The 26,527-nt window shown below is 69.0% G+C and carries 20 protein-coding genes and 1 pseudogene; 11 read left to right on the top strand and 10 right to left on the bottom strand.

The annotated features are described in order from the left end of the window. Positions 1-25: 25 nt before the first annotated feature. Together E8A74_RS36385 and E8A74_RS36380 are read left to right on the top strand one after the other, a co-directional pair. Positions 26-4,795 carry a hypothetical protein gene (locus E8A74_RS36385; protein ID WP_136933689.1) on the top strand — a complete coding sequence of 1,590 codons (4,770 nt, stop codon included), beginning with the start codon at positions 26-28 and terminating at the stop codon, positions 4,793-4,795. After that, positions 4,776-5,459 (top strand): nucleotidyl transferase AbiEii/AbiGii toxin family protein, encoded by a 684-nt coding sequence (locus E8A74_RS36380; RefSeq protein WP_136933688.1) that lies wholly within the window; start codon positions 4,776-4,778, stop codon positions 5,457-5,459. The genes E8A74_RS36385 and E8A74_RS36380 overlap by 20 nt, the downstream gene beginning before the upstream one ends. 6 nt (positions 5,460-5,465) lie before the next feature. Here the strand turns inward: E8A74_RS36380 and E8A74_RS54240 are convergent, their stop codons facing one another. The 3 genes from E8A74_RS54240 to E8A74_RS36365 form a co-directional block, all read right to left on the bottom strand. Further along, positions 5,466-6,773, bottom strand: coding sequence for a hypothetical protein (locus E8A74_RS54240; RefSeq protein ID WP_211365527.1), 1,308 nt, complete (start codon positions 6,771-6,773; stop codon positions 5,466-5,468). Positions 6,774-6,940: 167 nt separating this feature from the next. Next, on the bottom strand, positions 6,941-9,160 hold the full coding sequence (locus tag E8A74_RS36370) for a hypothetical protein (RefSeq protein WP_136933687.1): 2,220 nt from the start codon (positions 9,158-9,160) through the stop codon (positions 6,941-6,943). Further along, complete coding sequence (locus tag E8A74_RS36365) at positions 9,157-10,677, bottom strand: DUF1501 domain-containing protein (RefSeq protein ID WP_170229637.1); 1,521 nt, start codon at positions 10,675-10,677, stop codon at positions 9,157-9,159. Before E8A74_RS36365 ends, E8A74_RS36370 begins: the two co-directional genes overlap by 4 nt. 365 nt (positions 10,678-11,042) lie before the next feature. Here E8A74_RS36365 and E8A74_RS36360 point away from each other — a divergent pair, with 365 nt between their 5' ends. The 3 genes and pseudogenes from E8A74_RS36360 to E8A74_RS36350 form a co-directional block, all read left to right on the top strand. Continuing rightward, a complete protein-coding gene (locus tag E8A74_RS36360; RefSeq protein WP_136933685.1) occupies positions 11,043-11,984 on the top strand; it encodes an AgmX/PglI C-terminal domain-containing protein in 942 nt (313 codons plus the stop codon). A gap of 50 nt (positions 11,985-12,034) precedes the next feature. Continuing rightward, positions 12,035-12,256 carry a thioredoxin domain-containing protein gene (locus E8A74_RS36355; RefSeq protein WP_136933684.1) on the top strand — a complete coding sequence of 74 codons (222 nt, stop codon included), beginning with the start codon at positions 12,035-12,037 and terminating at the stop codon, positions 12,254-12,256. Between the two features lie 12 nt (positions 12,257-12,268). Continuing rightward, positions 12,269-12,604 (top strand): annotated as a pseudogene (locus E8A74_RS36350) (peroxiredoxin family protein); the annotation flags it as partial. Here the strand turns inward: E8A74_RS36350 and E8A74_RS36345 are convergent. Then, positions 12,590-13,369 carry an MYXO-CTERM sorting domain-containing protein gene (locus E8A74_RS36345; protein WP_136933682.1) on the bottom strand — a complete coding sequence of 260 codons (780 nt, stop codon included), beginning with the start codon at positions 13,367-13,369 and terminating at the stop codon, positions 12,590-12,592. The pseudogene E8A74_RS36350 and the gene E8A74_RS36345 sit on opposite strands and share 15 nt — an antisense overlap. 101 nt (positions 13,370-13,470) lie before the next feature. Here E8A74_RS36345 and E8A74_RS36340 point away from each other — a divergent pair, with 101 nt between their 5' ends. Then, the gene (locus tag E8A74_RS36340; protein ID WP_136933681.1) at positions 13,471-16,077 is read left to right on the top strand and encodes an AAA family ATPase; all 2,607 of its coding nucleotides are present in this window, start codon (positions 13,471-13,473) and stop codon (positions 16,075-16,077) included. Positions 16,078-16,156: 79 nt separating this feature from the next. Here E8A74_RS36340 and E8A74_RS36335 read toward each other — a convergent pair whose 3' ends face one another. The 3 genes from E8A74_RS36335 to E8A74_RS36325 form a co-directional block, all read right to left on the bottom strand. Continuing rightward, positions 16,157-16,996, bottom strand: coding sequence for an STAS domain-containing protein (locus E8A74_RS36335; protein WP_136933680.1), 840 nt, complete (start codon positions 16,994-16,996; stop codon positions 16,157-16,159). 190 nt (positions 16,997-17,186) lie between these two features. Continuing rightward, complete coding sequence (locus E8A74_RS36330; protein WP_136933679.1) at positions 17,187-17,594, bottom strand: hypothetical protein; 408 nt, start codon at positions 17,592-17,594, stop codon at positions 17,187-17,189. Further along, positions 17,591-18,253, bottom strand: a complete 663-nt coding sequence (locus E8A74_RS36325) for a hypothetical protein (RefSeq protein WP_136933678.1) — start codon at positions 18,251-18,253, stop codon at positions 17,591-17,593. The genes E8A74_RS36330 and E8A74_RS36325 overlap by 4 nt, the downstream gene beginning before the upstream one ends. 172 nt (positions 18,254-18,425) lie before the next feature. On the opposite strand from E8A74_RS36325, the gene E8A74_RS36320 reads away from it, so the two are divergent. From E8A74_RS36320 to E8A74_RS36300, 5 genes are all read left to right on the top strand, one after another. Further along, a complete protein-coding gene (locus E8A74_RS36320) occupies positions 18,426-19,304 on the top strand; it encodes a Rieske (2Fe-2S) protein (RefSeq protein WP_170229636.1) in 879 nt (292 codons plus the stop codon). 116 nt (positions 19,305-19,420) lie between these two features. Next, on the top strand, positions 19,421-19,624 hold the full coding sequence (locus E8A74_RS36315) for a hypothetical protein (protein WP_136933676.1): 204 nt from the start codon (positions 19,421-19,423) through the stop codon (positions 19,622-19,624). Between the two features lie 30 nt (positions 19,625-19,654). Then, positions 19,655-19,996: an SPW repeat domain-containing protein gene (locus E8A74_RS36310; RefSeq protein WP_136933675.1), complete on the top strand. Its 342-nt coding sequence runs from the start codon at positions 19,655-19,657 to the stop codon at positions 19,994-19,996. Positions 19,997-20,045: 49 nt separating this feature from the next. After that, entirely contained in the window at positions 20,046-21,905 is a 1,860-nt protein-coding gene (locus E8A74_RS36305; RefSeq protein WP_136933674.1) for a hypothetical protein, read from the top strand. A gap of 37 nt (positions 21,906-21,942) precedes the next feature. Next, positions 21,943-22,461 carry a hypothetical protein gene (locus E8A74_RS36300; protein WP_136933673.1) on the top strand — a complete coding sequence of 173 codons (519 nt, stop codon included), beginning with the start codon at positions 21,943-21,945 and terminating at the stop codon, positions 22,459-22,461. A 10-nt stretch (positions 22,462-22,471) separates the two neighbouring features. Here the strand turns inward: E8A74_RS36300 and E8A74_RS36295 are convergent, their stop codons facing one another. From E8A74_RS36295 to E8A74_RS36285, 3 genes are read right to left on the bottom strand one after another with little or no spacing between them, the layout of a single operon-like run. Then, complete coding sequence (locus E8A74_RS36295) at positions 22,472-23,419, bottom strand: RluA family pseudouridine synthase (protein WP_136933672.1); 948 nt, start codon at positions 23,417-23,419, stop codon at positions 22,472-22,474. 43 nt (positions 23,420-23,462) lie between these two features. Then, entirely contained in the window at positions 23,463-24,869 is a 1,407-nt protein-coding gene (locus E8A74_RS36290) for a hypothetical protein (RefSeq protein WP_136933671.1), read from the bottom strand. Positions 24,870-24,880: 11 nt separating this feature from the next. After that, on the bottom strand, positions 24,881-26,464 hold the full coding sequence (locus tag E8A74_RS36285) for a hypothetical protein (protein WP_136933670.1): 1,584 nt from the start codon (positions 26,462-26,464) through the stop codon (positions 24,881-24,883). Positions 26,465-26,527: the final 63 nt, after the last annotated feature.

Here is a 26,527-nt window from a genome sequence, read left to right as displayed (position 1 = left end):
CGCGGCATGTTCTTGGTGAGCAGCCATGGACTGGGAGCGGTTCGACACGCACGGCGAGGACAAACGCGAGACGTTCGAAGCGTTCGTGTGCCAGCTCTTCGAACAGCTCTGCCGGCGCGAGTACGGGCGTGACCTGCTCCAGGTACGGCTCGTCAACGGGGACGGGGGCGACGGGGGCGTCGAAGCGTACGCGCTCGTGCGCAAGGCAGGCGCGTCGGAGCCGGACGTGGTCGGCGTGCAGGCGAAGTGGTTCCCGAATTCGCTGACCGATACACAAGTCAAGCAGATCGACAAGTCGTTCCAGGCGGCGAGGCAGAACCATCCGCGTCTCGTTCGCTACCTCGTGGCGCTCCCGCGGAAGCTCGGGGACAAGCGGAGAGGTACGCGGCGTAGCGAGCGTGACCGCTGGGATGCATGGGTCGCCGAGGCGAAACGCAGGGCGTCAGGCACGCGGGTCGAGCTCTGGGATGGCGGGCGCCTTGAACGGGAGCTCGCTGAACCGGAGAACGAGGGCATCCACGCGTACTGGTTCAGGGGGAGCGTGTTCACGTGGGCGGACCTCGACCAGCACTTCCGGCGCGCGAAGGACGGCTGGCTCCGCTTACGATATCTACCTCACCTGCACACGCGGATGGAACTGGAGCGGGACCTCGATCTTCGGATGGGGTCTGCCGTAGCTCGGCAGGTCCTTCTGGTGAACCTGGGCGGGGCACTCGACGATCTGCGACAGACGCAACTTCTCGTTGCGCACTTGCCGCGTTACCCAGGGTGGCGGCAGCGAGGGGATGCGCTGGAAGAGCTGCGCGCGTCGCTGGCCGCTCTCGACGGCCTGGAGAACGCTGGGAGGACACTGGCACTCGCGGTCCGCCAAGGCCAGCCGATCCTAAGCGACTGGCCGGTTGATCTCGAGAGGACGTATCGCGCGCTGCAAACGCTCCAGCGAGCACTTCAGGACCTGGACCAGAAGCGATATTCCCCCACGCAATACATCCTGAAACAGTTGTCTCGAAGCCTCGAACGTAGCACCGCGGACCGGTTGCGGGAGTTCTGGAACGAGTGGCAGCAGGCGCGCCGCTTCGTCGCGTATGTGGGACCGCCCGGAACCGGCAAGACGCACGGGCTTACGCATGCGGTCGAGCATCATATGAAGGCGGGACGCCCGGCGCTCCTCCTTCGTGGACGAGATTGCACGATCGAAAAAGGCTTGGCCGAAATCCTTCGCGACGCGCTGGATCGACCGAACGCATCCTTGCGTGAAATTCTAGCGGCGATGCAGGCAACCGCGATTCGAGCGGATGTTCGTCGGGCACACGCAGCGACGGCAAGCTCCTCCGAGGGCGAGCTCGAACGGGAGCCGACCTGCTTCTTGCTGGCAATCGACGGTATCGAAGAAACGGGCCACCATCGCCGCTGGGCCGAGGTGCTGCGTGACCTTGCCACCGACCTCCCCGAGCACCCACGGCTCCGGGTGGCGGTCACGCTCCGCAGCACGAGCGCGGAGGCCATTCTTGGACAAGTCCGTCGTGATCGGTATGCCCGCGTCGACCTGCGGGCGCACGAACAAGAGGTCGGCCAGCTCCTCGAAACGTATTGTCATTTCTACCATTTGCCCCTCCCCGATCGGCGACTCCGTTGGGCGCTGCGCGAGCCCCTGAGCGTTCGCCTCTATTGCGATCTGAAGAGGGAGGATCCCGCGTGGGGTGCAGATCGACGAAGCCTCTCCTTGCCTCGGCTCCTTGCGGAGAAGCTTGACCTCGCGGAGGATGCGATCCGCGACACGTGTGGATTCGGTCCTCATCAAGCACCGCTCCGCGCTGCGCTTCAGGTGATCACAAAGGCCACGCTCGCACGTGGGCGCATTCCTTACGAAGAAGCCGTACAGCTGGCTAGCGCGGCGCTGCCGTCGATGGACTCCAAGATGTGGTCGAGCGTCCTGGACCAAGCTGCCAGCCATGGCTTGCTCCTCATCGAGGATTTTCGGCACGATCCACTGGCGCCAACCTGTACGTATGTCGAACCCGCCTACGACCCCTTGACGGATCACTTCGTCGCAAGGGCTGTGTGCGCAGGGCTCGAATCTTCGCTCACGAATCCCCATCGGGCCGTTCCACGCGGAATATCGGCCTTGCTCCGAAGGCGGCCCGATGCAGCCACCCAGGCGGCCATTCTGCTCGCCGACGAGGGGGTTAGCCTGATCGAATCGGGCGTGTTTCAGGACGTGTTCTCCACGGAGGAGGTCGAACGGCTCGAATTACGAGCGATCGCCGCGATAAACGAGGTGAGCGCGCAGCGGTATCGACCGTGGGTGCTCGAACGACTGACGGCGAGCATGCCGTCGTGTCGGCGTGTCCTGAAAGAACTGACCATTCCTGTGGCACGGGATCCGGAGCACCCTTTCGGACCGCGGTTCATCCACGAAGCGCTTTTGCCATTTTTGCCCGCAAGGCGTGATCTTTTCTGGTCCGGGCCTTCCGCGCTGCCCGGCGATACGGAACAGCCCTGGGAAGGCTTCGGTGACGAAGCGCTCGAAGATCTGGATCTACGACCAGATGACCCAGCCGATGGTCCTCCCCTGCTGCTCGGGTGGAGCCTCACGTCCCTGGACAACCGGTTCCGACGTCGCGCGCGTGCCAAGCTAGCGAATTGGGGCAGCCGGGACATCTGCGCGTTGGTCCGATGGCTCGATCTGGTCAATGCCAGCAACGATCCTCAGATGATCGAAGACGTTGCGATGATTGCCTACGGCGCAACAATACTCGCCAAAACCGACCCGAACATCGAACAGGTTGTAAATTGGGTCGACGTGCACTGGCTTGCCCGTACCGATGTCCCCCAGCAGGTGGACCTCATTGTCCTGCACGCCGCCCGTGGGATCGTCGAGCGGGCACGCATCATGGGCCAATCCATAGCATCCACGTCGCTCGTGCGCGCCCAGCATATTTACGGAAATATACCCTGTGAAATTCGTATGGACGAACAGGCCGCCCGACTCGCAGACGATCATGATGGCATCTCGCCCATCATTGGCGACCTTGCCTGGTACACCGTACCTCGCGCAATCGATGCTTTCTTTCGCAATCGCCACGTGGGGCCAGGCGGACACGACGCTAGCGAGATGGTGCCCAATGCTACGCACCTCCTCGCGGCGCATGCGACACGCGCGGGGCTGCCGAACCTGAGTCCGCAGCGATTCGCATTCGGTGTCCTCGCGGCCTACCTGCAAGCGCAAGGAATCGAAACGCAAAGGAACGATGACGAGCGTCGGTCTGCCGGGGTGTCGGACATCGACAGGGCGATCCTGCAACGATATCGAAGCGCGACCCATGGTGCCCGCAGCGCAGTGAGCACGACCCTCGAAAAATACGTCTGGACCGGTTGCTATGCGCTGCAAGCCTTGCTTGCAGCTCACGTCCCTGGACGACGAGGTCACCGCCCGTACAAGACGCATCCAGATCCCACGTATGTTTCCGATCTGGAGCCGAATCCCATCATCGATATCGTTGGAGCGCTTCCAGCCGGGTCCTGGAGTCAGTTTTCCGAGGGGGACCTCGCGACACCGATCCCATCGTCCTTGGAGAGTCATCGAGAAAGGGCGAACGACTGGATCCGCCGGGCGACGAAGCCGAACGTCCAGCCATGGATTCTGCTGCCTCGTCACAGGACGCCCGATTGGGCGCGAGACTCGGAATGGGTTACGTTGTTCTGCTGCGTGACCGCAATCGAACCCGATAGCCGTACGGAATCTACGCTCCGGATAGGTTCGGCGATCACTTCATCGGCTACCACGACAGCTTTGCGGACTGACAAGGCGCTAGGTCTACGCTTGCATCGCCACGACCTGTGCGAGTTCGTCGAGAGTGTTGCGTGCCGGACGTATATCCACCCCATGGAGGCCATATGGGCTCCGTGGGCTGATGGAAGGGAAGGCACGATCTCGGAGCAGACAGAACACGCCGCGAAGGTCGATCTCCGTGCCACGACCGCCCATGGGACCTACCTCCGTACATCTGCGTCGGATCCCTTCGGCAAACTGAACGGGGAGTTCGAACTTTACATGCCCGCTTTCTGGCTGCGCCGCGCTCTGGAGCTCGTGGACGCGATTCCAACGGTAGATGGTGCAGAATGGCGATTCAAGGATCGTCAGCGAAGAACGTTGGCTGTTTACATTGACCAGCGCGAGCCATCAGGAGAACGCAGCGAGGCGCTGCTGGTGCGTAGGGACTCGTTGGAAGAGGCTCTTTCCCGGACGGATACGAAGGTCGTATGGGGCGGTTGGTTGCACCGCGAACCGAGCTTGGGGCTCATGGATTCAGCAGATCCAGCTCGCCCGTTCATGGAGCGCGAATGGCGATGGCTAGGGTTCATGGCGAATGGCCTGCCGCAGATCATCGATCTCCTGGACGTATGCGGGAACGAAGTCCTGCAGCCCGAGCCTCCGCCTCCTCCTGCCCCTCCCACCATCCCCATCGGCCCTACCAACCCCGATCTCGCCATCCCCCTCACCACCGATCTCGACCGGGACGATGCCATCCCTTATTTCCTCTGGGATGACCCGATCCCTGTCCGTGAGCTCCGTCACCGCCTCGCCACCGCACCCCAACGCGAGCAAGATCGCCTCCTCGGAAAAATCCTCCGGGAAGCTCGCGACACTGACGTGTGGAAATTCACAACACCGGACGACGTCGCGCATCGCTGGAGCGCGCTGAAACGTCACCTCGGTCGCCGTCGACCGTTCTGGGAGTTCCTGCTGAACCGCTGGCACGTGGAGGGACTGCTTGCCGAGAAACCAGCTTAGCCCCCTACAAGAGGAGCTACTCAACGCATTCTTCCGACGTGAGCGGCGCTTCTTCCTCACCGGCGGCGCCGCCCTGGCCGGCTTTCACCTCGGGCATCGCAGGACCGCGGATCTCGATCTCTTCACGACGCCGAAGTCAGCCGGCCCCGATGCAAACACCCTTGACGAGGCCGACGAGGCCCTCCGCAATGCCGCCGCCGAGATCGGCGCGACCGTCGAGAACACGAGGACCAACCCAACGCATCGCCAGAGGCTCGTCAAACGCGGGAGTGATCGCCTGAAGGTCGACCTCGTCGTCGACGAGGCCACCCAAGGGTACCCGCACAAGATGACGATCGGCGATGTCCTCGTCGATCCCCCGGAAGAGATCCTCGCGAACAAGCTCTGCACGCTCCTCTCCCGCTCGGAGCCTCGCGATCTCGTCGACGTGCACGCCCTCGAGCGCAAGGGATACCGTGTGGAGGACGCGTTGCCGCTCGCCGCGCGAAAGGACGGAAGCGCCACCCCCGCCGAGATCGCGTGGGTCCTCGAGCAGATCGAGATCGGCGAAGACGCCGTGCTACCCGGCAACGTCCCCGCCAGGGAGATTCGTGCCTACCTCGAAGACCTCATCGCGAGGCTCACCCGCCTCGCATACCCAGCCGGAAAGAACTCGCCTTCTTGACGAACCCTACTCGAGCTTCGACCCGGCCTGGATCCAAGCAGCGATCGACTTGATCTCGGCGTCCGTCATCGGCTCGCCCGAGAGCGGCATGAGGCTCGTCATGTCCGCGCGCCCTTCACACGCCGGATCCACCTTGCAAAGCAGGTAACTCGCCGCCGGTTGTCCCGGCACCACGCGTTGCGCGCCCGTCTGCACGCTGGGCACGTTGATCACGTTCGCGAGGAATGTCGCCGGGTCGGGTGTCAGATCCAGATCCCCCGCCTTGTCCGTGCTGTCGTGGCACTTCGAGGTCGCGCAGCGCGAGCCCATCAGCGTGCGCACGCTCCCCCACGTGCCGGCCGTGTTCGGATCGGGCGCGTCGGGGTCGGGGGGACAATTTCCGTAGTCGATCGGGTCGAGGGCCGACAGATCGCCCTGCGACGTGTCCGGCTTCATGCCCCGGATCCAGCACCACACCGCGCGCGTCGAGAGCGCGGTCCACGTGCGCTGGAGGAGCGGCATGCGCGGGCCGTGTTTGTCCGAGAGCAGCCGCTTGTAGAGGTAGCTCCGCCCCGGATCACCCGGCGCGACGAGCGACCACGGCGTCGCCGACGGATGCGCGCTGCCGTTGCCGTTCGCGTCGCCGACGTGCACCCGATCGAGGTCGGTCACGCGCACGTCGAGGAAGCCCTTCAGCGACGGAGGCGACGCGGTGAGGTTCACGATCACGCTCGCCGGCGAGCTGCCTGGCAGGAACGACGCGCCGTCGAGGGGCACGCTGAGCACCTCGGCGCCTGCGTCGTCGAGCCTGCGGATGCGCGCGCCGTTCGCGTCGAGCGAAGGCGGCGCCGACGCGAGCCGAAGCTCCACGCTCGCCGGCGGGAACGGCGCGTTCTTGTCGAGGACGACCTGGAGGATCTCCCGCTCTTGCCCGCCGAGAACGAGTTTGTCGCCGGGGCGCTCGCACTCGTCGGGCACGAGGCTCGGCTCGGCCGCCGTGATCTGGCAAGGCGCGTTCACGAGCGCGAGCATATCCTTCACGCCGCCGAGCTCGGGGTACTGCCGCGACGCATGGCACACGCCCTGGTTGAGCGAGCACGTCTGCGCGACGCCGAGCGCGTGCAACGACGCGATGTTCGGGTAGATCGCCTCCGCCGGATCATCACTGCCGCCCGCGCCGCCGCCGTTCCCGCCGGCGCCGCCGCTCCCGCCGGCGCCGCCGTCTCCGCCCGCGCCGCCGGTGAGCTCGACGTCCTCGTCGGCCCCGCACCCGACCACCATCCCCAAGGCGATCGAGAGTGCCCCGATCGCCCTGGTCGCCCGCGACAAACCCATCCTGCTCGTCCTTTCAAAGCTTGGGGCTTCGCTCGGACAAGCCGAGCTACGCCCCAAACCTCTTCAACGTTTGGGGCTGCGCTCGGACGAGCCGAGCTACGCCCCAAACCTCTTCAACGTTTGGGGCTGCGCTCGGACGAGCCGAGCTACGCCCCAAACCCCTTCCTTCACTGCTTCTTGGCGGTGATCGTATTCGGACCGCAGGTGATCGTGTACGGCGCGCCGATCTGCCCCGCGATGAGCGTCACGTACCCGCACGTACCCTCGTACGAGATCTCCGGCGGCGTCAGCTTCGGCACGTCGGTCGCGTCCGGGGGCACGACGCCGCCGAGCATGAACTGCGGCGCCGCGACGAGGACGCCGCAGAACGAGCGCAGCTTCGCGTCGAGGCCCGCGAGGTTCGTGTCCGCCAAGGTCGTCTTGACGAGCGCCTCGATCTGCGGCTTCTCCGCCACCGGCTCGACCCACGGCTCGCCGAGGAGGCGATCCTTGAGCGCGATCACCGCGTCGCCGACCGTCGCGCCCGTCGTCGCCTGCGCCCTCGACACGATCTTCGCGATGAAGTCGTTCCCGCCGAGCGGCTTGCACGCGCCGTACGTCGCCTCCCACGAGAGCCGCCCCTGGAAGTCGAGCCCGCGGAAGCCCGGCTCGGCGTCCTTCAGCGCGAACCCGATGGCGAGCTGGAGGCTCTCTTCCGCGTTGTCCTGCGGATACTCGCTGTAGCTCGGCCACTCCATGGCGCGGTGCAGGCTGCGGCGCAGCGGGCGCGACGAGATCGCGAAGACGCCGTCGGCAGGGCTGTTGCCGCGCCGGCCGATGTCCTTGTCCGCGATCGTCCACGGGTCGAAGACCCGCGGCACCTCGTAGGCCCCGTTGCCGCAGCCTTCTTCCGGCGCCTTCAGGTTGAAGGCCGGGTGCGCGAGGATGTCCGTGAGCAGCTCGCGGAGCGAGAAGTGCGACGCGACGAACTTCTCCGTGAGGCCCATCAAGACGTCGCGTTGCACCTCGGTGCGCGGGAAGTAGTTCGCGATCGTCAGCCGCGTGCCCATCACCTCGGCCCACACGACGTCGACGATGTTCTGCGCGACCATGTACGCGAACGCCTCGTCCGGATCGGCGAGCTCGCCGCCGGGCAGGCGCACGAGGCCGTGCGCCGCGAGCCGGTCCACGCCGCGCTTGAGCGCGCGCTCGAGGTCCCACACGCTCGCGCGGCGGCCCTTGTTCGGGGCCTCCGGGGTCGAGCGGATCGAGCCGAAGTACGTGTCGACGCCGAGCGGATCGTCCTCGGTGGGCGCGCGGAAGCTGCCGCACGCGTTGCCGTTCCAGCCGTAGGGCGCGCTGCCGCCGCCGTCGGCGACGCCCCAGTAGCGCAGCATCGAGAGCGCGCGCATCTCGTCCGTGCCCTTCGTCTCCTGCTCCTCCTCGGGGTGCACGCCGGCCGAGTTTCCGTAGAGCGCGACCTCGAAGAGTCCGGGCACGGGCCACGCCCGGTTCAGCGCCGGGTCGTCGCTGTACGTCACGGAGAACTCGCTGTTGTGGCAGGTCAAGCACACGCGATCGCGGTGGAGGTAGGCACGCTCGAAGATCGCGCCGAAGTTCTGCCGCCGCGCGCGCTCCATCTCCAGCTCGCCGACGTTCGCGCCCGAGTACGGCTGCGACATCATCGCGAAGAGGTTCGCGCGGTACACGGGCGAGAGGTCGTCGAGCTCGAGCGACGACGAGAGGAGCTGGTTCATGGTGAACCCGGGGCTCGGCGGGTTCTTCGTGGTCGCGTCGTTGTCGCGCACCCACGCCGCGAGGTTGCCGTTGTCGTACGCCGCGGCCGGCGGCGCGCCGTAGCACTGCTGCAGCGACTTCGTCTCGATGCGGTTCACGCGCAGCGTGTCCATGAAGAAGTCGCTCCACCGCTGCCGGAACGCGTCCTCGCGCATGAGCGCGCGGGCCACGATTTTGCGCGCGTTCACGAGGTCGTCGCCGTAGGGCGGCAGCGCGCCGCCGAGCTCGCCGAACTTGCCGGCGGCCTCGAGGTCCGCCTTGCGGATCGCCGTGATCGCGTCGGTGTACGCGTTCACCTCGGCCTGGCCCCACGGCTTGCGGCCGCTCACCGCGACGATCGCGCGGCGCACCCACGCTTGATCACTCGCCTGGCACTCGGTCCACACGTGCTCGGGCGTGTGCGGCGTCGAATCACCACCCTCGCCGCCCGCGCCGCCCGCGCCGCCTTCACCGCCGCTGCCACCGCTGCCGCCGCTGCCGCCGACGCCGGGGCCCGTCGGCGCGGGCGGGTCCGTATCGCCGCCGCCGCATGCGGGCACGGCGGCCATCGCGGCCGCGCACGTGATCACCAGGGTGAGCGTCGAGAGCCCGGAGAAACGCCTGGTCTTCATGCCACCACCCCCAACTGCCGCTTCTGCACGAGGAGCGCAGCATCGATCTCCGTCGTCGCGCCCGGCACGTCGGAGACGTTGAAGCTCTCCTGCGCAAAGGGCCAGATTCCAAGCGAGAGCAGCGCCGCCATCCGGTTCTCCTGCGGCGTCGAGGCGATCGTCGCGCGCCCGTCCTCTCCGCACGCGCCGAACACACCCTTGCCCGAGGGCCGCACCGGCCCGCCGATGAACACGACCGGGAAGCCATACGGCCAGTGGTTTCGCCCCTCGCTGCCTTGCTTGAACGGCGTGCGCCCGAACTCGGTCGTCAGCACGATCAGCGTCTTGTCGAGATCGAGCTTCGCCGGGTTGTTCTCGCCCGGCGCGTTCACCACCGAGAGGAGCTGCCGCAGCGTGTGCGACAGGTTCCGCGCCTGCGTGAACGAGTTCTCGCCGTGCGTGTCGTACCCGCCGCCGCCGTCGGCCGAGAGCAGCCCCGTGTCGACGATGCACACGTACTTCGCAGGCACCGTCGGGTGCCGCAAGAGGTGCGCCGCGAGCTTCAGGTTCATCGTCATCGCGTCGGTGCCCGCGTTGTCCCCGCAGTTCGAGCCGCCGATCTTCGTGAAGAACTGCGGCTCGAGCACGCCCGAGATGGCCTGCGCGTTGGCGATGGAGCTCGACGCGGCTTCGAGCTCGCCGAGCCGCGGCGCGCGCAGCGGACCACCTTCCCCTCGCCAGCGCAGCCGCTCGTGGTACCGATCGATGTAGCCCTGCATCAGCGCGTCGTACTGCGCGCGGTTTTGCCCGACGGTCCCGCGCGCGAGCAGGCTCGTGAGATCACCGGCCGCGTCGACCTTGATGGCGAGCGGACGCGCCGCGCCGGGGTGCATTCCGATCGACACGACGCTGCGGACGTTGTCCGTGGGCAGCCCGTTCGCGCCGTTCGACATCAGCGCGTACGAGTAAGGCGCGCGCCCCGGCGTGTTGAACCGTTCGAGGAAGTAACGCTGCACGTGCGCGCCGAGCCCCGAGAACGCCGGATGCCCGAGCCCGCGGCCGCCGAGCATCATGGGGATCGCGCCCTCGTGTGGCTCGAGGTCGTGCGCCGAGACGGAGACGCGCGTACGTTCCATCACATCGGGCCGCTCCCGCAGGGGCATCACGAAGGGCCCGAGGTGCACGGCTTGGCCCATCGAGTCGGCCGCGAAGGGCTCGGTCAGCGGGCCTTGAAACGCACACTGGTCCACGGCCGCCTGCACGTGCCCCGACTTCAGGTACGCGTGCCACTGCGTCCCGCTCGCCTCTCCGAGCGAGGGAACGCAGTAAAACGACTCGTACTGGCTCACGCCGCCGTAAAGAAAGATCTCGAGGATGTTTTCGGCCTGCAGCTCGAGCGGCAGCATGGCCCCCTCGGCTTCCTTGGGCACCTCTCCGAACGCGCGTGCTTGCCGCATGCCCCAGAGCGATACGCCGAGGCCGCTGGCCGCCGTCGCGGCGACGAGCCCTGCGCCCTTGAGAAAATCGCGACGCTTCACGTAAGCCTCCAAGTCGAACGTGCCGCGACGAACCACGCCGACCGGCACGTGTCTACGTTCTCTTGCGCGGAAAGGGTGGTCAATCAAGTTTTCAACGTCCACCCGGAACGGTTTCGAAAGCGGCATCGTTTGGTGCCGCAACGTTACGCGTGCGCCCATTCGTTCCGATGAGAGCGTGAAATGCCGCGTCTATTGAAGCTGCGCGAAGGACCGCGACGACAACGTGCTCCGGCGCGGCGACAACGTGCTCGGCGGTGCCCGGCGGCTCGGGGCCGTGGAAAATCGCGACCGACGGGAAGGGTTTGCATTGCGCATTCCCGGGGTCGCCTTGACGCACCCCGGCGCGCCTCCTAGCATCGGCGCCGATGTCGCGCGTCTTTTGGCCCTCGTCCCTCGCCCTCCTGCTCATCGGCTGCGCCGGCGCCACGCCGCCCGCCGACGCGCCGCCGCCCGCGGAGGCGAAAGCCACGCCGGCCGAGGCGCCCCCCGCGCCCGAGGCGAAGGCCGAGCCCTCGAACAAGGGAACGGACGTGATCGGCGCGCTCGATGCCCCGGCGGGGAGGCTCGACCCGGCCGAGATCCAGAAAATCATCCGCGGCAACTTCAAAACATTGCAGGCCTGTTACGAGGAGGGCCTGAAGAAAAACCCGAACCTCGGTGGCCGCATCGCGATCAAGTTCGTCATCGGCAAGGATGGCAAGCCCGCCTCCGTCGGCGAGGAGACGCCTGCGACGCTGCCCGATCCCGACGTCGTGAAGTGTGTCCTCGCGGCCGTCGAGACGCTGACGTTCCCCGCGCCCGAGGGCGGCGTCGTCAAGGTCGTTTATCCGATCATGTTCGCCCCGGCCGGCGGCGATGCAATGAGCAATTGCAAGAAGTCCGCCGAGGAGAAAGACGGCATTCGCACGGTCTCGATCGTCTGCGACAAGCAAACGCTCAAGGTCACGGACATGCCCGTGCGCGCCGTGGACGAGAAATTCGCCGACGCGATCCTGACCGGATTCGAGCAGCAATCGCCGAAGATGCGCCGCACCCGCGGCAAGCCGACGATCGCCGACAAGCCCTGCTACACCACGCTCATCGACGGACAAACCTGGGTCTCGACGTTGCTCGTCACCGAGGTCACCCCGGGCCGCGCGCTCGTCGTGTCCTGCCTCGACGAGACGGGCGGGATCAGCTCCGGCCGGTGCGACGCGCTGGTCGAGTTCATCGTCAAGCGCGAGGCCACCGCGCCCGCCACGCCCTCGCCCTCCCCCACGCCGAAACGACCGGTGCCCACGGGGACGGCCACGGGCGGCGGCTTTTGACGGGTCTCCAGAGCTTGCCGTCTCGGGCCTATCCCTGTATGCTCCGGCCCATGTCCGCGCCGATCCGCGCCCCACGCCGCCTCTTTCTCCTCGGCGCCGCGCTCCTCGCCTTTGCCGCCGGCTGCAATTTGAAGACACGCGGCCCCGCGCTCGCGGCCTCGGCGCAGGCCCCCGCATTCTCGCTCCCGTCGCACACGGGCGAGACGGTCACCCTGGCGAGCCTCACGCAAAAAGGCCCCGCGGTCGTGGTGTTTTACCGCGGCTACTGGTGACCGTATTGTCGTAGCCAGCTCGGGCAGTTGGCAAGAATGAACGATCGGTTCCGGAGGCTCGGCGTGGGCCTCGCGGCGATCAGCGTCGATTCCGAGGAAGATTCGCGCGAGTTCGCCGAGACGCTCGGCGCGCGTTACCCGCTGCTCCGGGACGACGGGTTGAAGACCGCGCTCGCCTATGGCGTCGCCATGCAGGGCCAGGACATCGCGGTCCCCTCGACCTTCGTCATCCTGCCGGATGGACGAATCTTCTTCCGGCAGATCGGCGAGAGCATGGCCGACCGGCCGAGCACCGCCGAGATGCTCGATATCGTCGACCGCGCGCTCGTCGAATCACGGCGCCATTGATCCGCTGTTCCCCGCGCGCCTGCGCCCTCGAAGCGCCGCGAGCGCGCCGAGGAGGAACATGAATCCCGCCGCGCCCTCCTCGCCTTTCACCGCGCACCCGCCGCAGCCGCTCGGCGCGTGCGCAGGCGCGGCCGGCGTGTTCTCGGCCGGATCGGCGGTCGTGCTCGGAGAAGGTGTCTCCGCGGCCTCGTCCCGGGGCGGCGTCGGCGCGAAGCCGGGCGGAAAGGGCCGCTTTCCATCGGCCGGGTAATCGACCGGCACGCGCTTCCCGTCGTCGAAGAAATAGACGACCTTCACGAGCCGCGCGACGAACACGCCGCCTTCGAGCTTCTCGACGCGGACGACGTCGTGCATGCCCTTCACGGGCCAGCGGTCGGGCACGAAATGCTCCGGCCGGATCGTGAGCCCCGACGAGATGAGCCCCTTTCCCTCTGCGAAGAACGCTTCGAGGGCCGCCCCCTCGAGCTTGCGCAGCGAGGACGCCTCGTAATCGGACTTCTTCATCGCATACACGACGGGCTGGACGTACTTCCCCACGATCCGCGGCATCCCGCCGAGCACGCAGAGCTCGGGCATGGGCGCGCCGAACGACGTCGTGTACGGATGCGCCAGGAACACGTAGTCGGGGAACTGCGAGGAATTCTCCAGCTCGAACGTGTAGTCGACGCGCTTCTCCCCGTCGGGGATGAGGTCAGCCCGCGCCTCCCGGGAGACGAGGAGCCCGAGCGAAGCCAGAAAAAGCAGGGCAGTGCGTCGTGTCGTCACGGATGGGTGCTCTCCTCCGCCCATCCTACACGAACGCCCTGCCCCGTCCCCGGCCGAAAACTTGTCCCACGCACCGCGTACGTGAGACCCCCCTCCCCATCATGACGATCCCCCGCTCGCAGGCCGAGCTCGTCACGCTGCGCAAGCTCGCCCAGGACCTGGCCGCTGCGCGTAAGGAGCGCCCGACGAGCGTCCACCTCCTCGCCGCCATCGCCTCGCGCGACGGTCAGGCCGGCGAGCTCCTGCGCGAGCGGCGCCTCGACGCGGACACGCTCCTCAAGGCCAGTCGTTCGTTCGACGAGGACACGCCCGATCCGCTCGCCCGCGCCACCGTCGCGGCCCGCGAGCTCGGCAAGCGCGCGCCGCTCGGCGAGCCGAACCCCCTGCACCTGCTCCTCGCCCTGCTCGCGGATCGCACCTGCGCCGCGCACCGCGCCCTCGTCCAGGCCGGCGTGGACACAGGAAGGCTGCGCACGGCGGCCATGCAGCTCTCGCTCGGGGTCGTCGCGGCCCGGCGCGTGCCGCAGGCCGCGGGCGGCAAGACCACGGAGGCCGAGCCCCGGCCGGCCCCGCGCGCTGCCACGCGCATCGACCTCGACAAACCCACGCCCACGCCCGCGAAGCGGCCGACGGGCACGGGCGTGACGGTCCCGCTTTTTCCGCCGCCGGGTCGGCTCGGGCAGGAGCAACGTCCGCCCACGAAGGCGCCCACGGTCACGCCGACCGCCGCGCCCTCGCCCCCTCCGCCGCAGGCCACGGCGACCGCGACGCCGATCCCGCTGCCCACGCCCGCGCCCGCGAAGCCGGCCGAGAAGGACCGCAAAATCAAGGCGCGGGAGCTGCTCGCGCCCGGGCCTACGATCCCGGAGGGCCATCCGCTCGCGCTCGATCGGGCGAAGACGCCGACGCTCGCGGCGCTCGGGAAAAACCTCACGCTCGCGGCGTGCCTCGGCGAAATCGATCCCGTGATCGGTCGGGACGCCGAGGTCGACGCGACGCTCGACATCCTGGCCAAGAAAAACCAAAATAGCTGCCTGCTCGTGGGGCCGGCCGGCGTGGGAAAGACCTCGGTCGCGCGGGGCATCGCCGAGCGCCTCGCCCGCGAGGCCGATCGAGATCCGTCTGCGGCGCGGCTCTTCGTCGAGGTCGCGGTCTCCGAGCTCGTCGCCGGCACCGCGACGCGCGGCGCGCTCGCCGAGCGCATGAACGCCATTCTGCGCGAGATTCGCGAGGAGGGGCGCGCCGTCATCCTCTTCGTCGACGAGATCCACGAGCTCTTCTCCGGCGGCCTCGACGAGGCCACGGCCGAGATCAAGCTCGCCCTCGCCCGCGGCGATCTCCGCCTCGTCGGCGCCACGACGCCCGAGGAGCACCGGCGCGCGTTCGAGCCCGATCCCGCGCTCGCGCGGCGATTCTCGGTCGTCGAAATCGAGGAGCCGGACGAGGAATCGGCCTTCCTCCTCTGCAAACAGGTTTGTCAGGGCCTCGGCGCCCACCACGGGCTCGGGTACACGGACGAATCCATCGCGTCCGCGGTCTCGTGGTCGGTCCGCTATCTGCCGGGCCGCGCCTTGCCCGACAAGGCCATCGGGATCCTCGACCTCGCCGGCGCGCGCGCTCGACGGCGCGCCGGGGCCGGAAAGCTCGCGCCCGTCGGGCCCTCCGAGGTCGCCGAGGTCCTCGCGAGCCTCGCGGACATCCCCGAGGAGCGGCTGCTCGAGACCGATCGCGAGCGCATGCTCAACCTGGAAAAGCTGCTCGCCGATCGGGTCGTCGGCCACACGGCGCCGCTCGCCCGCATTGCGAGGGTCCTCCGGCGCAATGCCGCCGGCATTCGCGCGGACCGGCCGCTCGGCACATTCCTTTTGCTCGGGCCGACGGGCGTCGGCAAAACGGAGACGGCCAAAGCCATCGCCGAGGCGCTCTTCCATTCGGCCGACGCGATGACGCGGCTCGACCTCTCCGAGTACAGCGAGGCGCACGCGACGGCGCGGCTCATCGGCGCGCCGCCCGGCTACGTCGGGCACGAGGCCGGCGGCCAGCTCACGGAGGCCGTGCGCCGCCGCGCCTACCAGGTGATCCTGCTCGACGAGATCGAGAAGGCGCACCGCGACGTGCTCGAAGCGTTCCTCCAGGTCTTCGACGAGGGGCGCATGACGGACGGTCGCGGCCGGCGGGTCGATTTCACGAACACGGTGATCGTGTTGACCTCGAACCTCGGCGCGGCCGAGGCCGGGGCCCTCAAGAGCGAACGTTCGGTCGGGTTTTCCCGCAGCAGCGCGGCGCAGGTTTCGCCGGACAAGCTCGAATCGACGATGCTCGCCGCCGCGCGCGGGGCCCTGCCGCCGGAGCTCTACAACCGCATCGACGAGGTGCTGGTCTTCGGCCCGCTCGGCAAGGTCGAGGTGAAGGAGGTCGCGCGCAGGCTGCTCGCGGCGCTCGGGCGTGGGCTCGAAGAAAAGGACATCCGCCTCGACGTGGAGCCGGCCGTGCTCGACGTGCTCCTCGCGGAAGGCGGGTTCGACGAGGGGCTCGGCGCGCGCCCGATGAAGCGCGCGATCATGCGCCACGTCGAGGCGCCGATCGCCGAGATGATCCTGCGCGGCGAGCTGCCCGCGGGATCGGTCGCGCTGCTCTCGGCCGATCGTGGGCAGATCGTCGTCGACGCGGTGGACGAAGCCGCCGGCGAGCTGGCAACGGGCGCTTGAGGATCACCGCCGCCCCTCTCCCGCGAGGGAGAGGGGTTGGAGGTAAGGGAATCGAACGGCGCGAAGGAGCGCGTTCGGGCTAAAGCCCGATGTCCTCGGACGCCTGCATCGACGCCGGCATCGACGACGGGGAGCCCGAAGCCTCGGGCCGCGGCGGCCGCTGGCGGCGCTCGCCTCGGCTCACCGTGCGGTCTTGCCCTTCGTCCTTCGAGGCCTGCGCCTTCTTGTCCTTGTCGCCTTCGCCGGGCTTCTTGCGCAGGCTGATGCGGTCGGCCTCGCGCATGTTGAGGCAGGCGCGCAGGCCGTCCTTCAGCGTGCGCAGCGTCATGAGCCCACCGAGGTGGACGCCGATCTCCACGAGCGTACGCGCCACGTCGGGGCGCACGCCCGTCAGCACGCATTTCGCGCCGAGCAGCTTGGCCGCGTGCGTCAAACGCACGAGGTGCGCGGCCGTCATCGTGTCGACCACGTCGACGCCCGTCAGGTCGATGATCACGTACTCCGCGCCGCGATCGGCGATGCGCTGCAGGAGCTTCTCGGTCATCTCGGAGGCGCGCGCGCTGTCGATCGCGCCGACGAGCGGCAGCGTGAGCACGTCGTCCCACACGTCGATGATGGGCACGCTGAGCTCGCGGATCGCGATGCTTTGCCGCTCCACCGTGGCGACCTTCTCCTCGAGGTCGCGCCGCGACGCTTCGAGATCACTCATCGCCTTGTCGTGCTCTTCGCGGGTCTGCTTGAGCTCCCGAAGCAGCACGAGCAGGCTCTCTTCGAGCGCACCGAACCGATCCTCGGTCAGCGCGCCGGAGAGCCCGATGGCCTCGTCGAAGGCCCCGACGGAAGCGAGCGAAAGCGCCTCCAGGACGCGCTCGATCCGCTTCCCCTCCACCACTACCGACTCGTCGGTCGCGTCCGTCATCCCGATGGTCTCCGATGCGTCCCTCCTACATACGGGAAGATGCCCATGAGCATCAAGTTCCTCCTGATGCCGGCGGCGCGTGAAACCGTGCTTTCCTCGAATCCTCGGGAAAGCATGTCTACAGAGGGCGGAAATTCGGCGGAAAGCGGGGGAGAGCGGCCGGGCCGCGGTCCCCTCGGTCGGGCCGGCTTCAGGGAAGCGGGAGCACGTTGACGTCGATGCTCGTGTTGCCATCGCTCGACGTGAGCGTCACGACGGCGTCGCCGGGCTTGCCCCCGACGAAGATGAAGACGGCGCGCGGCACGTCGGTGGCGTAGCGCTGATACGCGTCGCCCGGCGCGAGCAGATCCACGAAGCCGGGCAGGACACGCACGATCTCCGGATCACTCGAGGTCGCGGTCGCGTCCTCGCAAGGGCTGTTCTGGTAGGTGCACTCGATCGCGAGCGCGATGCCCTGCGAGAGGCGGACGTCCTTCTCGACGTTGTCGACGTCGGCGACGGCCGTGGGCGGCGCGATGGTGAGCGCGGTGATGCTGGGTTCGCAGCCCGCGGCGAGCGCGGCGGCGGCCAGAAGGAAGAGGGACGCGCGGGGGCTCACGGCGACACCTCCAGCACGGTCAGCGCGACGGCGGCCTCGATCCCGAGCGCCTTGACGGTGACGGTCGTCTCGCCCGCGGCCGTGGCGACGATGCGCCGGCTGCCGGCCACGCCCTCGTCGAGCATCAGGACCACCTGCGGATCGGCTTCGAACGCCGCGTCGAGCTCGCCGAAGAGCCGCTGCGGGCCTCGATGCGGCGCCGCGACGAGGGTGAGCTCGTCGCCCACGAGCATCTCCATCGCGGCAGGCAAAGGCGACGTCTGAAGGCCGCCGTTGGTGACGCGATGGAGCCGGAGCGCGTCCGCCTCCGCGACCCACACGTGAAGAAAGTCCACGACCAAATCGCCCTCCATCGTGATGAGCATCGACGCGATCCCAGGCGCCTGCGCGTGGATGCGAGCGTCGTCGATCGTGAAGACGTCCGGGTTTGCCGAGGCGAACGAGAGCGGCGGCGTGGAGGCGCCCTCGGAGGTGACGGAGACCTGGATGGGCAAAGCGGCGCCCTTGGCGATGGGGGCATCGATGCCTGCGACGGCGCAGACGAGCTCGCTCGGAGGGCAAGCCGCGGTCGTGTCGGTCTGGCCGAGCGCGCCGGACGAGCCCTGGGCACATCCGGTCGCGAGCGCGAGGAAAGGAAGCAAAAAACGAGGGAATGGCATGGCCCGCCGACGATAGCAACGGACATGCCCGTCGCGAAATCGCGATCTGGCTCGGGTCCGGCGGCCCGGAAGGCAGGGCACGAACGTCATGGCCGGCGCGGCGATTGCACAGCGAGGCGTGTTCGGGGGAGAGGCCCCCGAGACACGCAACGAGACACGAAAGGAGAACGGGATGGCGACGTCGCTCCTGACGACAGTCGAGAACCGATCGAGCGTCGATACGCTCGCGGAGGCCGTGCATCGGCCGGTCCAAGCAGTCCTGCAAAAGCGCCCGGAGCTCCGGACCACGCTCGACGGGACATGGCTCGGGCACCCGCTTCACGCGGCGCTCACCGATTTCCCGATCGGCGCATGGGCGACGGGGCTCGTCCTGGACATCGCCGGGCTCGGGCGACGCAAAAAGGGGCTGCACGACGCGGCCTTCACGGCGCACGCCTTCGGGCTGGCAGCCGCGGGCGCGGCGGCGCTCGCGGGGCTCGCGGACTGGAGTTACCTCGACGGAAAACCGCGGCGCGTGGGCTTCGTGCACGCGGCGCTGAACACGGTCGCGGCCAGCCTCTTCGGCGTCTCGTTGCTCCTGCGCAAGAACGGCCGGCGCGGGACGGGCATCGCCGCGTCGACGGCGGGCTTCGGCATCGTGCTCGGCAGCGCGTGGCTCGGCGGGGTCATGTCGTACCATTACGGGATCGGCGTGAGCCACCGGGCCTTCGAGCAGGGCGGGCCGAGCGGCTTCGTGCCGGTGCTCCGCAATGACGAGCTCGTCGAAGGGCAGCTCCGCCGCGTCGTGGCCGAGGGCGCGCCGATCCTGCTCGCCCGCGCGAACGGCCGCGTCCACGCGATCGGCGATACCTGCACGCACCTCGGCTGCTCGCTCAGCGCGGGCCGCCTCGACGGCGAGCGCGTCGTCTGCGCCTGCCACGGCTCGCAGTTCCGGCTGCGCGACGGCCGGGTGATGGTCGGCCCCGCGACCGACTCGGAGCCCCATTACGAGACGCGCGTGCGCGACGGCCAGATCGAGGTCCGTAAATCGGGCCTCAATGGTGCTTCGTAATACGCGGGTGCGACGCTCCCAGCCGCAGCCGGGTTCGTCCGCCGCGGCTGGGCCTTCGTTTGCATCGGAACGTCGGGGACGCCGCCTCGCGGCACGAATCGCCCACGGAGCTAGGAATGGTCCGCACCGAAAGCGTGGCCGATCACCATCGAAAGGCCGCTGAACATTTCGAGAACGCTGCCGTGCACCATCGGATGGCCGCGGAGCAGCACGAGCGCGGAAACGAGGCCGAGGCCCTCCGGCACACGATCGAGGCTCGGCGGTATCACGAGCAGGGAATGCGGCACGAGCAGGAGGCCGAGAAGCGGCACGCCGCGTGACACCCATCGCCCGAGGAGGAGGAACCTACCATGAGATGGCCCCGATGGATCAATATCGTCCTGGGTATCTGGCTGCTCATCGCTCCGTCGGCGCTCGGATACGTCGACACCTACGCCGCGAACAATGACCGCCTGCTCGGGATCCTGATCGCGTCCTCGGCGATCGTCGCGCTCTGGGCGCCGAAGGCCCGGTTCGTGAACGTCGTGCTCGGCGCGTGGCTGATCATCGCGCCGTTCGTCCTCGGATACTTCGGCGGCAGGGCCGTGGCGAACGACATCGTGCTCGGCATCGCCGTCGCGGCCTTCGCGTTCATCCCGAGCCGCCCGATCACGACCCCCCACACGCCCGCGGGCCCGGGGGAGCTGAGCTGACCCAACGGAGAACTTGGCCCGGGACCTCGCCCCGTGGGAGGTCTCGGCCATGTCCATTCGTGTCGCCCGGCCCTGGCTCGTGGCCTCCGGCCTCGTCCTCGGCCTCGTCACGCGGTCAGCGCCCGCTCTGGCGTGGGTCGACGTGCACGTCGCGGGCGACGACGTCCGCGTCGACGTGAACAAGGACGGCTCGGCCCGCGTCGAGCACAAGCTCACCCTGCGCGTCTCCGGCGGGCCGCTCAAGTCGATCGACCTGAAAGGCATCGACGCCGACGCCGTGCCCGAGCCCGACGGCTACGTCGTCCCGGGCCGCGACGCCGCCACGAACTCGCTCGCCTCGGCCGCGCCCGTCACCACGGAGATGCTGCCGCCGCCGAGCCGCCCGCGCGACGACGGCCAACCAAACCCCTCGGCCATGCGCATCCGCTTCGACGCGGACAAGGGTTTGTCGCGGGGCGTCTTCGTGGTGTTCGTCCGGTACCGCACCGAGCTCTTCCGCCGCGGCCTCGTCCAGCGCGACGGCTCCATGGCCCGCCTCCGCTGGACCGGGCTCACGTGGGAAGACGGCTTCGACTCGGCGCGCGCCACGTTCGTCCTGCCCGCGGGCCCGACCGAGCCGCGCCCCGACGAGGCCGGCGTCGCCGCCGATCCCTCGAACGAATCCGCCGCGCCGCCCTCGGTCCTGTCCACCGTTCGCCGCGCCACGGGCCGCGACGAGCTCGAACTCTTGCGGCCGTACGCGCCCAAAGGCGAGCCCGTCACGTGGCTCGTGCGCTTCGATGCGCGCGCCCTCGAAGTCACCGCGCCGCGTGCCGAGCCGACCACGGTCGCGTCCCCGGGCCCCGCGGCGCTCGCCCCGGATCGCCGCACGTTCGTGCTCCTCGGCGGGGGCCTCGCGTTTGTCCTTTACGCCCTGCTCGTCGCCTGGAAGACCCGCGAGGTCGAGCGCGCCGCGCGCGCGGCCGGCGCCGAGCCGCGCCCCTTGATCCCGGCGCCGCTCTTCGTGCGCGCGACGGGCGCGGGCCTCGCGCTCGTCGGTGGCCTCGCCCTGCAGCTCACCTTGTCCACGGGCACGGCGGGCGCGCTCCTCGTCGCGCTCGCCTCGGCGTTCGCCGCGTTCCGGGCCCCGCGCTGGATCCGCGCGTCCTCGCTGCGCGGCCCGGGCACGTGGCTCCCCGTCTCCGAAGAAGAGGCCTTCGCCCGCGCCGCGCGCCCCTCCGCGCAAGCCGGCCTGCTCGACGTCTCCACCCGCGCCGGAAAGGCCCTCTTCGCGCTCGGCCTGCTGCTCCTCGGCGGGGCCGTGTGGTTCGTCTCGCGCACCTCGATGTACCACGCCGAGCTCTTCGCCTACGACGCGGTGGCCCTGCTCGCGCTCTTCTGCACGGGCCGGCTCGCGGAGTTGCCGCCCGATCCGGTCGCCTCGGCCGCGCCGCTCCTGCGCGACGTCGCGAAGCGCGTCCGCAAAGCGACGAAAAAGGCCGGCGAAGAGGTCCGCATCGTCCCGCGCATCCGGGTGCCCGAGGGCAGCGCGAAGGCCGACGAGCTGCGGCTCGCCGTGGTCCCGCGCGCGCCGCTCCCGGGTTTCGCGGGGCTCGAGGTCGGCGTGGTGCTCACGCCGGCCGCGGGCTCGACGTTGCGCTCGCCGGAGGTGCTGCTCCGCGTGACGTCGGGGACGCCGTGCGAGGAGGCGATCGAGGCGGTCGCGCAGCAAGGCCGATCGCAGCGCGGAAAACGCGCGACGGAGCGCGCGATCACCCTGGTCCCGCGCTTGCCGACGGCGTGGATGACGGCGGACCTCGTCACGCGCCTCGTGGGCCTCTTGCGCGATGGTCGCAAGGCGGAGGAGCGCTCGGGCATTCGGCGGTCGTCCCAGGTCATCGCAGCCTCCGACGAGGGCCGAGCGGCTTGACGCCGGGCAGGTTTTCCCGCTTGCTTCGAGGGCGCCCGTGAACGCCCCTTCCGAAAAAACCCCCCGCCTGTTCGCCCGGATCGCCGCTGCTGCATTGCTCCTCGGGATCCTCGGGTTCCTGGTGGCGGCCGCGCAGAACGACCCGAGCACGCCGGCGCCCCCCGCTGCCGGAGCTGCGGCCAACGCGCCCGCGCCTACCGAGCCTTTTGGCCCCGCTCCCGCGCCGCCCGATCCGGCGCTCGTCGCATTGCTCGACGGGCTGACCGTGGGGAATGAGGTGAATGGGTGGAAGGTGGTGAACTTCTACCCGACGAACGAATCCGTCGTCTGGGTGGAGCTGCAAAAAGGCGAGATCTTCTTCTCGGTGGGAATCGGCCCGAAAGGAACGGGCAAACCGCCGCCGCCGATCCAGACGGAGTCGTACGAGGTCGGTTACGGAATGCCGAAGCCGCGCGATGCGGGCATTCCAGCGCAGGAGATGACGGCGGCCGCGGAGCAGGTGGCGGCGCGGATCCGGAAGCGGGAGAAAGAGGTCCCGCGGCCGAAGGGCCTTTGAACGGGCCGCCTCAGCCGCCCTCTTCCCCCACAATCGCCGCAATGTCCCCCGGCAGCGGCGAGCTCGCCGTGAACGCCGGCACCTTCGCGTCCCCGCTCCACGTGATCCGCGACGCGTGCAGCGCGTGCCGCGCGAGCCCCGGCACGCTCTCTCCGCCGTAGAGCGTGTCTCCCGCCAGCGGATGCCCGATCGCCGCGAAATGCGCCCGGATCTGGTGCCGCGACGCCTTCCCCGCGCGCGCCTCCACGAGCGCCCATTCGCCCCGCTCGGACAGCTTCTTGTACGTCGTGTGCGCCGGCCGCGGCGAATATCGCTCCACGTCACGCGGATGCACACACGGATATACCCGGCGGCGATCTTTCGGGTGCGGCGCCAGCGGGATCTCGATCGTCCCCGTCTCCGGCAGGTCCTTCGCCGCGCAGACGAGCAAATATCGTTTGTCGAGGCGCTCCTCCTTGATCGCCCCCGTCAGCACCTCGAACGCCTCCCGCGTCCGCGCCGCCAGCACGAGCCCGCTCGTCTCCGTGTCCAGCCGATGGCAAAGCCCCGGCTCCCGCGTCGAAAAACCAATCCCCGCGCACTCCGGGTACCGCGCCACGAGCGCATTCGCCAGCGTGCCCCGCTCCCCCGGCTCGAGCGGCGCCGTCGGTTGCCCGGCCGGTTTGTCGAGAATGACCACCTGGCTCGTCTCGAACACCACGGTGAGCGCCGCCTCCGCGTCCGGCAGCGCCCCGCCCGAGACCGACGTCGGATCGAGCTCGACCGAGACCACGTCCCCCGCGCGCGCCGCGTCCCCCTTCGCCACCCTGCGCCCGCGCTCGCCTCCACCCTCGTGCAGGCGGACCTTGCCAGCCTCGAACAGCCGCTTCGCCCCCGCTCGCCCGAGCGTCGGCATCACCTCGAGCAGGAGCTTGTCCAAACGAACCCCTGCCTGCGCCTCGTTCACCGTGATCTTCATGGTCTTCCGTGATGTCCGTCGCCCGCGACGAACGATCGCTGCTCTACCGCAACGTCCCGCTCCACGATAGCCCCACGACGGGCGCGCGCCGATCTCCCACCTGGCTCTGCCCGATCACCCCGAACACCGGCAGCGTCCCCGGGCCCTCGCCGTGCGCCTGCTTGCCGTGATTCGAAGCCTCCGCCTTCGGCTTCGTCATGAACCACCCGATCGCGCCCCCTGCGAGCGCCATGCCGCCGATCATCCCCACCCAGGCCCGCTGCTGCGTCTCCGTCGGCCCATCGAGCAGGAGCGGGCTGCCGAGCGCCGCGCCGCCGAGCCCGCCGAGCAGCGCCCCGAGATCCATCCCCACCACCCGGTTCGCCGCGGGCCGCCAGTGCACCGCCAGCGCCGCCGCCCCGAGCCACCCGAGCCCCGCGCCGTAGCCCATCCCCGTGATCGGAAAGCTGTCCACGTTGCCCCGCACGAGCGCCTCCGTCACGCCCCCGAGCACGAGCCCGAGCCCGCCGCCCGTGTGCGCGAGGAGCGCCCCGCCCTCCGACATCCCGCGCAACGCGAGCCCCAGCGTCGACAACGTGAGCCCCGTCATGCCCGCCACGAGCCCCGCGGTCCATTGCTCGCCCTCGCCCCCCGACGCGCCGAACCGACCCGCGTAGATCATGTGCCCCGCGATCGACGGCCACCACACGCCCGACGCGAGGAACCACGCAGGTCCCACGCCCACGTCCCACTCCTCCGCGACGAGGATCGACGTGACCAGCCCGCCTCCGGCGCCCACCGCGAGCAGCGGATACAAAAGCCGCGGATCCTCCGACCCGCTCGCCCGCTGGATCGAATACCCGAGCAGCCCCCCGAAGAGCGTCGCGTTCACCGCGAGCGCCGTGCGGCCCGCGCTCCTCGCCGGGTACGTCAGCGTCCCCTCGAGCGCGCGCCGCGGCTCGGGTCGACGCGCCGGCACCGAGCGGAGCCCCGTCACGAGATCCCGCAACATCACGACTGCGCGCACGGAAAGATCCGCTGGGCTCGCACGCTCGATCCGCACACGAAGCTCGGGCGACGACGCCTCCGCGAGCACGATCCTGAGCTCGATCTCGCCGTTCCGCGCGCGCACGCTCGGCACGATCAGCGTACCGCCGAGCGCGCTCGCCTGCGCCACGAGCTCGGCCTCGTCGGGCGCTGCGCCGCGCTGATCGAGATCCAGCACGAGCCCGAGATCCTGCGCCGCGTCCGCGAGCAACGCGTCGAGCTGGCCCGCGATCGGCACGAGCTCCGCGCCTTCGCTCGCCTCGTCCGCGTTCGCCGGTCGACGCGAGATCTTCGTGGGAAACAAGACGGCGGAGTTGCGCCAGGCCTCCGCACTCGCGCTCGCCGTACCGTTCGTCCGCGGGGCCTCGGCCGAGGCAGTGCGCGCAGCACCGAGCGCCGCGAGGACCACCAGGAGCCGAGCCACGCGGCTGCGTTTCAGAACATCACCACGCCGCTCGCGAAGACGTCGAAGGTGTTGCTGTCGCTCACCCAGAACCGCCTCCCGACCGCGTTGATCGTGGGACGATAGTTCGGGTTCGGAATACCCGTGGCGGAGACGAACTCGCCGACGTTGAGCTCGTTGCCGCTCTTGCACGGGCCCGACTGGCCGATGTCGTCCTTGAACGTCGGGTTGCACGGCTGATCGCCGGTGATCCCGTGCTTCTGATCGTGCGTGAACCCGAAGCCCAGGTTGAACTTCACGTACTCGCTCGCTTGCCACGTCACCGACGCCTGCCCGCGGATCGACGCGTACTGCTGCACGTCGGTCAGACCCGTGACGTACGTCTTCTGCGAACCCTCGTCGATGATCGAGATCGGCTGCCGCATGCCCGCCGGCGCGTTCTCATCATAGGCCGGGTTGCGCCGGTATTTCGCCCACTGCGGCTGGCGCATCGAGTTCGCGCTGCTCGATCCGAGCGCGTCGAAGATCTCCGAGTAGTCGCGGCCCTCCGACGTGTACGTGCCCTGCACGCGCAGATCGAAGGTGAGCCGGCCGAACTTCTCGCGGTTCTCCCACGGGATGATCATGAGACCGAGCGTCATCGTGCCCCGGATCGGCGGCCGGTTCACGAGCGAGCCCTCGAGGTCCGTGAGGCCGTAGTCCGAGTCCTGCTGCTGGAACTCGAAGAGCGCGGAGAAGCCGCCGTAGGGCTCCAGGTACTTGATCCGCTTCGAGACGAGGGTGTGCACCTCGAGCCCGATCGTGCCGCGCGTAACGCCCGCGTCTCGCTCGCCGATGCCGATGCCCTCGTTCGCGAGGTCCGACTGCCCGTTGCGGTTGATGTCCGACGGGTGCGCGCACTGCACCTGCCCCGAAGGCGCGTTGGGGTTGCACGCGTGCATGGGCGTGCCGAGCGCGAAGCGACCCTCGACGCCGAAGAGCAGCGTGGGCTTCGTACGATCACGCGCCTGGTTCATGAACGCGCTCGTGTCGATGCCGACCGCGAGGTACTCGAGGCCGCTGCGCTCGGGCGAGGTGAACGGCAGCCCGAAGAGCTGCTCGCCCGGCGCGCCCGCGAGCACCACGTTCTGCACGTTGGAGCTGCCGTCGAGGTCCGTGAGCTCGCGCGAGTTGTTCAGGATGATCGGCGTGCGGAAGTAGAGCGCGAGATCCTTGTAGAGGCCGATGTCGACACGCGGGATGAGGCGCGAGGTCTGCTCGCTGTAGCTCGCCACGTTGAGCAGGTTCGAGGTGAACCCGCCCGACGTGAGGCCCGGCCCGAAGATGTTCGTCTCGCGCTGGATCTTTGCGCTCTTCGTCGAGTACTGGAAGCCCAGGCTGATCGCGATGTCGAACGGATCGCCGTCGTCGAAGGCGTCGATCACGTTCACCACCTCGCCGGGCTCCTGCATCACGCGCGGCTCGGTCGCGCTGTGCGGTTCGTCCGCGAGCGCGCCGGTCGTCACGAGCGACGAAAGAAGCCCCGCCACGAGGGCGAGCGAGACAGGCGATCCCAAGCCCCGCCTCCCGAGGCGAAAGCCATTGCCCTTGCGATCGCAGAACATTGCGCCTTCCATGGCAGACCTTTCCGTTGGACGGACGCTACCGGCGCTGGGGCGAACGTGTCAATTGGAACTACC

Origin of the sequence: Polyangium fumosum, from assembly GCF_005144585.1 — a bacterium.
Lineage (GTDB): Bacteria > Myxococcota_A > Polyangia > Polyangiales > Polyangiaceae > Polyangium > Polyangium fumosum.
Note: the sequence above shows the minus strand (reverse complement) of the source record. Positions and strands in the feature narration are given on the sequence as shown.

Coding starts and splice junctions, on each gene's coding strand:
- E8A74_RS36325 (WP_136933678.1), bottom strand. CDS start 18,253: ATGCCATTCCCTCGTTTTTTGCTTCCTTTCCTCGCGCTCGCGACCGGA.
- E8A74_RS36370 (WP_136933687.1), bottom strand. CDS start 9,160: ATGAAGACCAGGCGTTTCTCCGGGCTCTCGACGCTCACCCTGGTGATC.
- E8A74_RS36315 (WP_136933676.1), top strand. CDS start 19,421: ATGGTCCGCACCGAAAGCGTGGCCGATCACCATCGAAAGGCCGCTGAA.
- E8A74_RS36295 (WP_136933672.1), bottom strand. CDS start 23,419: ATGAAGATCACGGTGAACGAGGCGCAGGCAGGGGTTCGTTTGGACAAG.
- E8A74_RS36305 (WP_136933674.1), top strand. CDS start 20,046: ATGTCCATTCGTGTCGCCCGGCCCTGGCTCGTGGCCTCCGGCCTCGTC.
- E8A74_RS36335 (WP_136933680.1), bottom strand. CDS start 16,996: ATGACGGACGCGACCGACGAGTCGGTAGTGGTGGAGGGGAAGCGGATC.
- E8A74_RS36340 (WP_136933681.1), top strand. CDS start 13,471: ATGACGATCCCCCGCTCGCAGGCCGAGCTCGTCACGCTGCGCAAGCTC.
- E8A74_RS36310 (WP_136933675.1), top strand. CDS start 19,655: ATGAGATGGCCCCGATGGATCAATATCGTCCTGGGTATCTGGCTGCTC.
- E8A74_RS36285 (WP_136933670.1), bottom strand. CDS start 26,464: ATGGAAGGCGCAATGTTCTGCGATCGCAAGGGCAATGGCTTTCGCCTC.
- E8A74_RS36385 (WP_136933689.1), top strand. CDS start 26: ATGGACTGGGAGCGGTTCGACACGCACGGCGAGGACAAACGCGAGACG.
- E8A74_RS54240 (WP_211365527.1), bottom strand. CDS start 6,773: ATGGGTTTGTCGCGGGCGACCAGGGCGATCGGGGCACTCTCGATCGCC.
- E8A74_RS36355 (WP_136933684.1), top strand. CDS start 12,035: ATGTCCGCGCCGATCCGCGCCCCACGCCGCCTCTTTCTCCTCGGCGCC.
- E8A74_RS36360 (WP_136933685.1), top strand. CDS start 11,043: ATGTCGCGCGTCTTTTGGCCCTCGTCCCTCGCCCTCCTGCTCATCGGC.
- E8A74_RS36320 (WP_170229636.1), top strand. CDS start 18,426: ATGGCGACGTCGCTCCTGACGACAGTCGAGAACCGATCGAGCGTCGAT.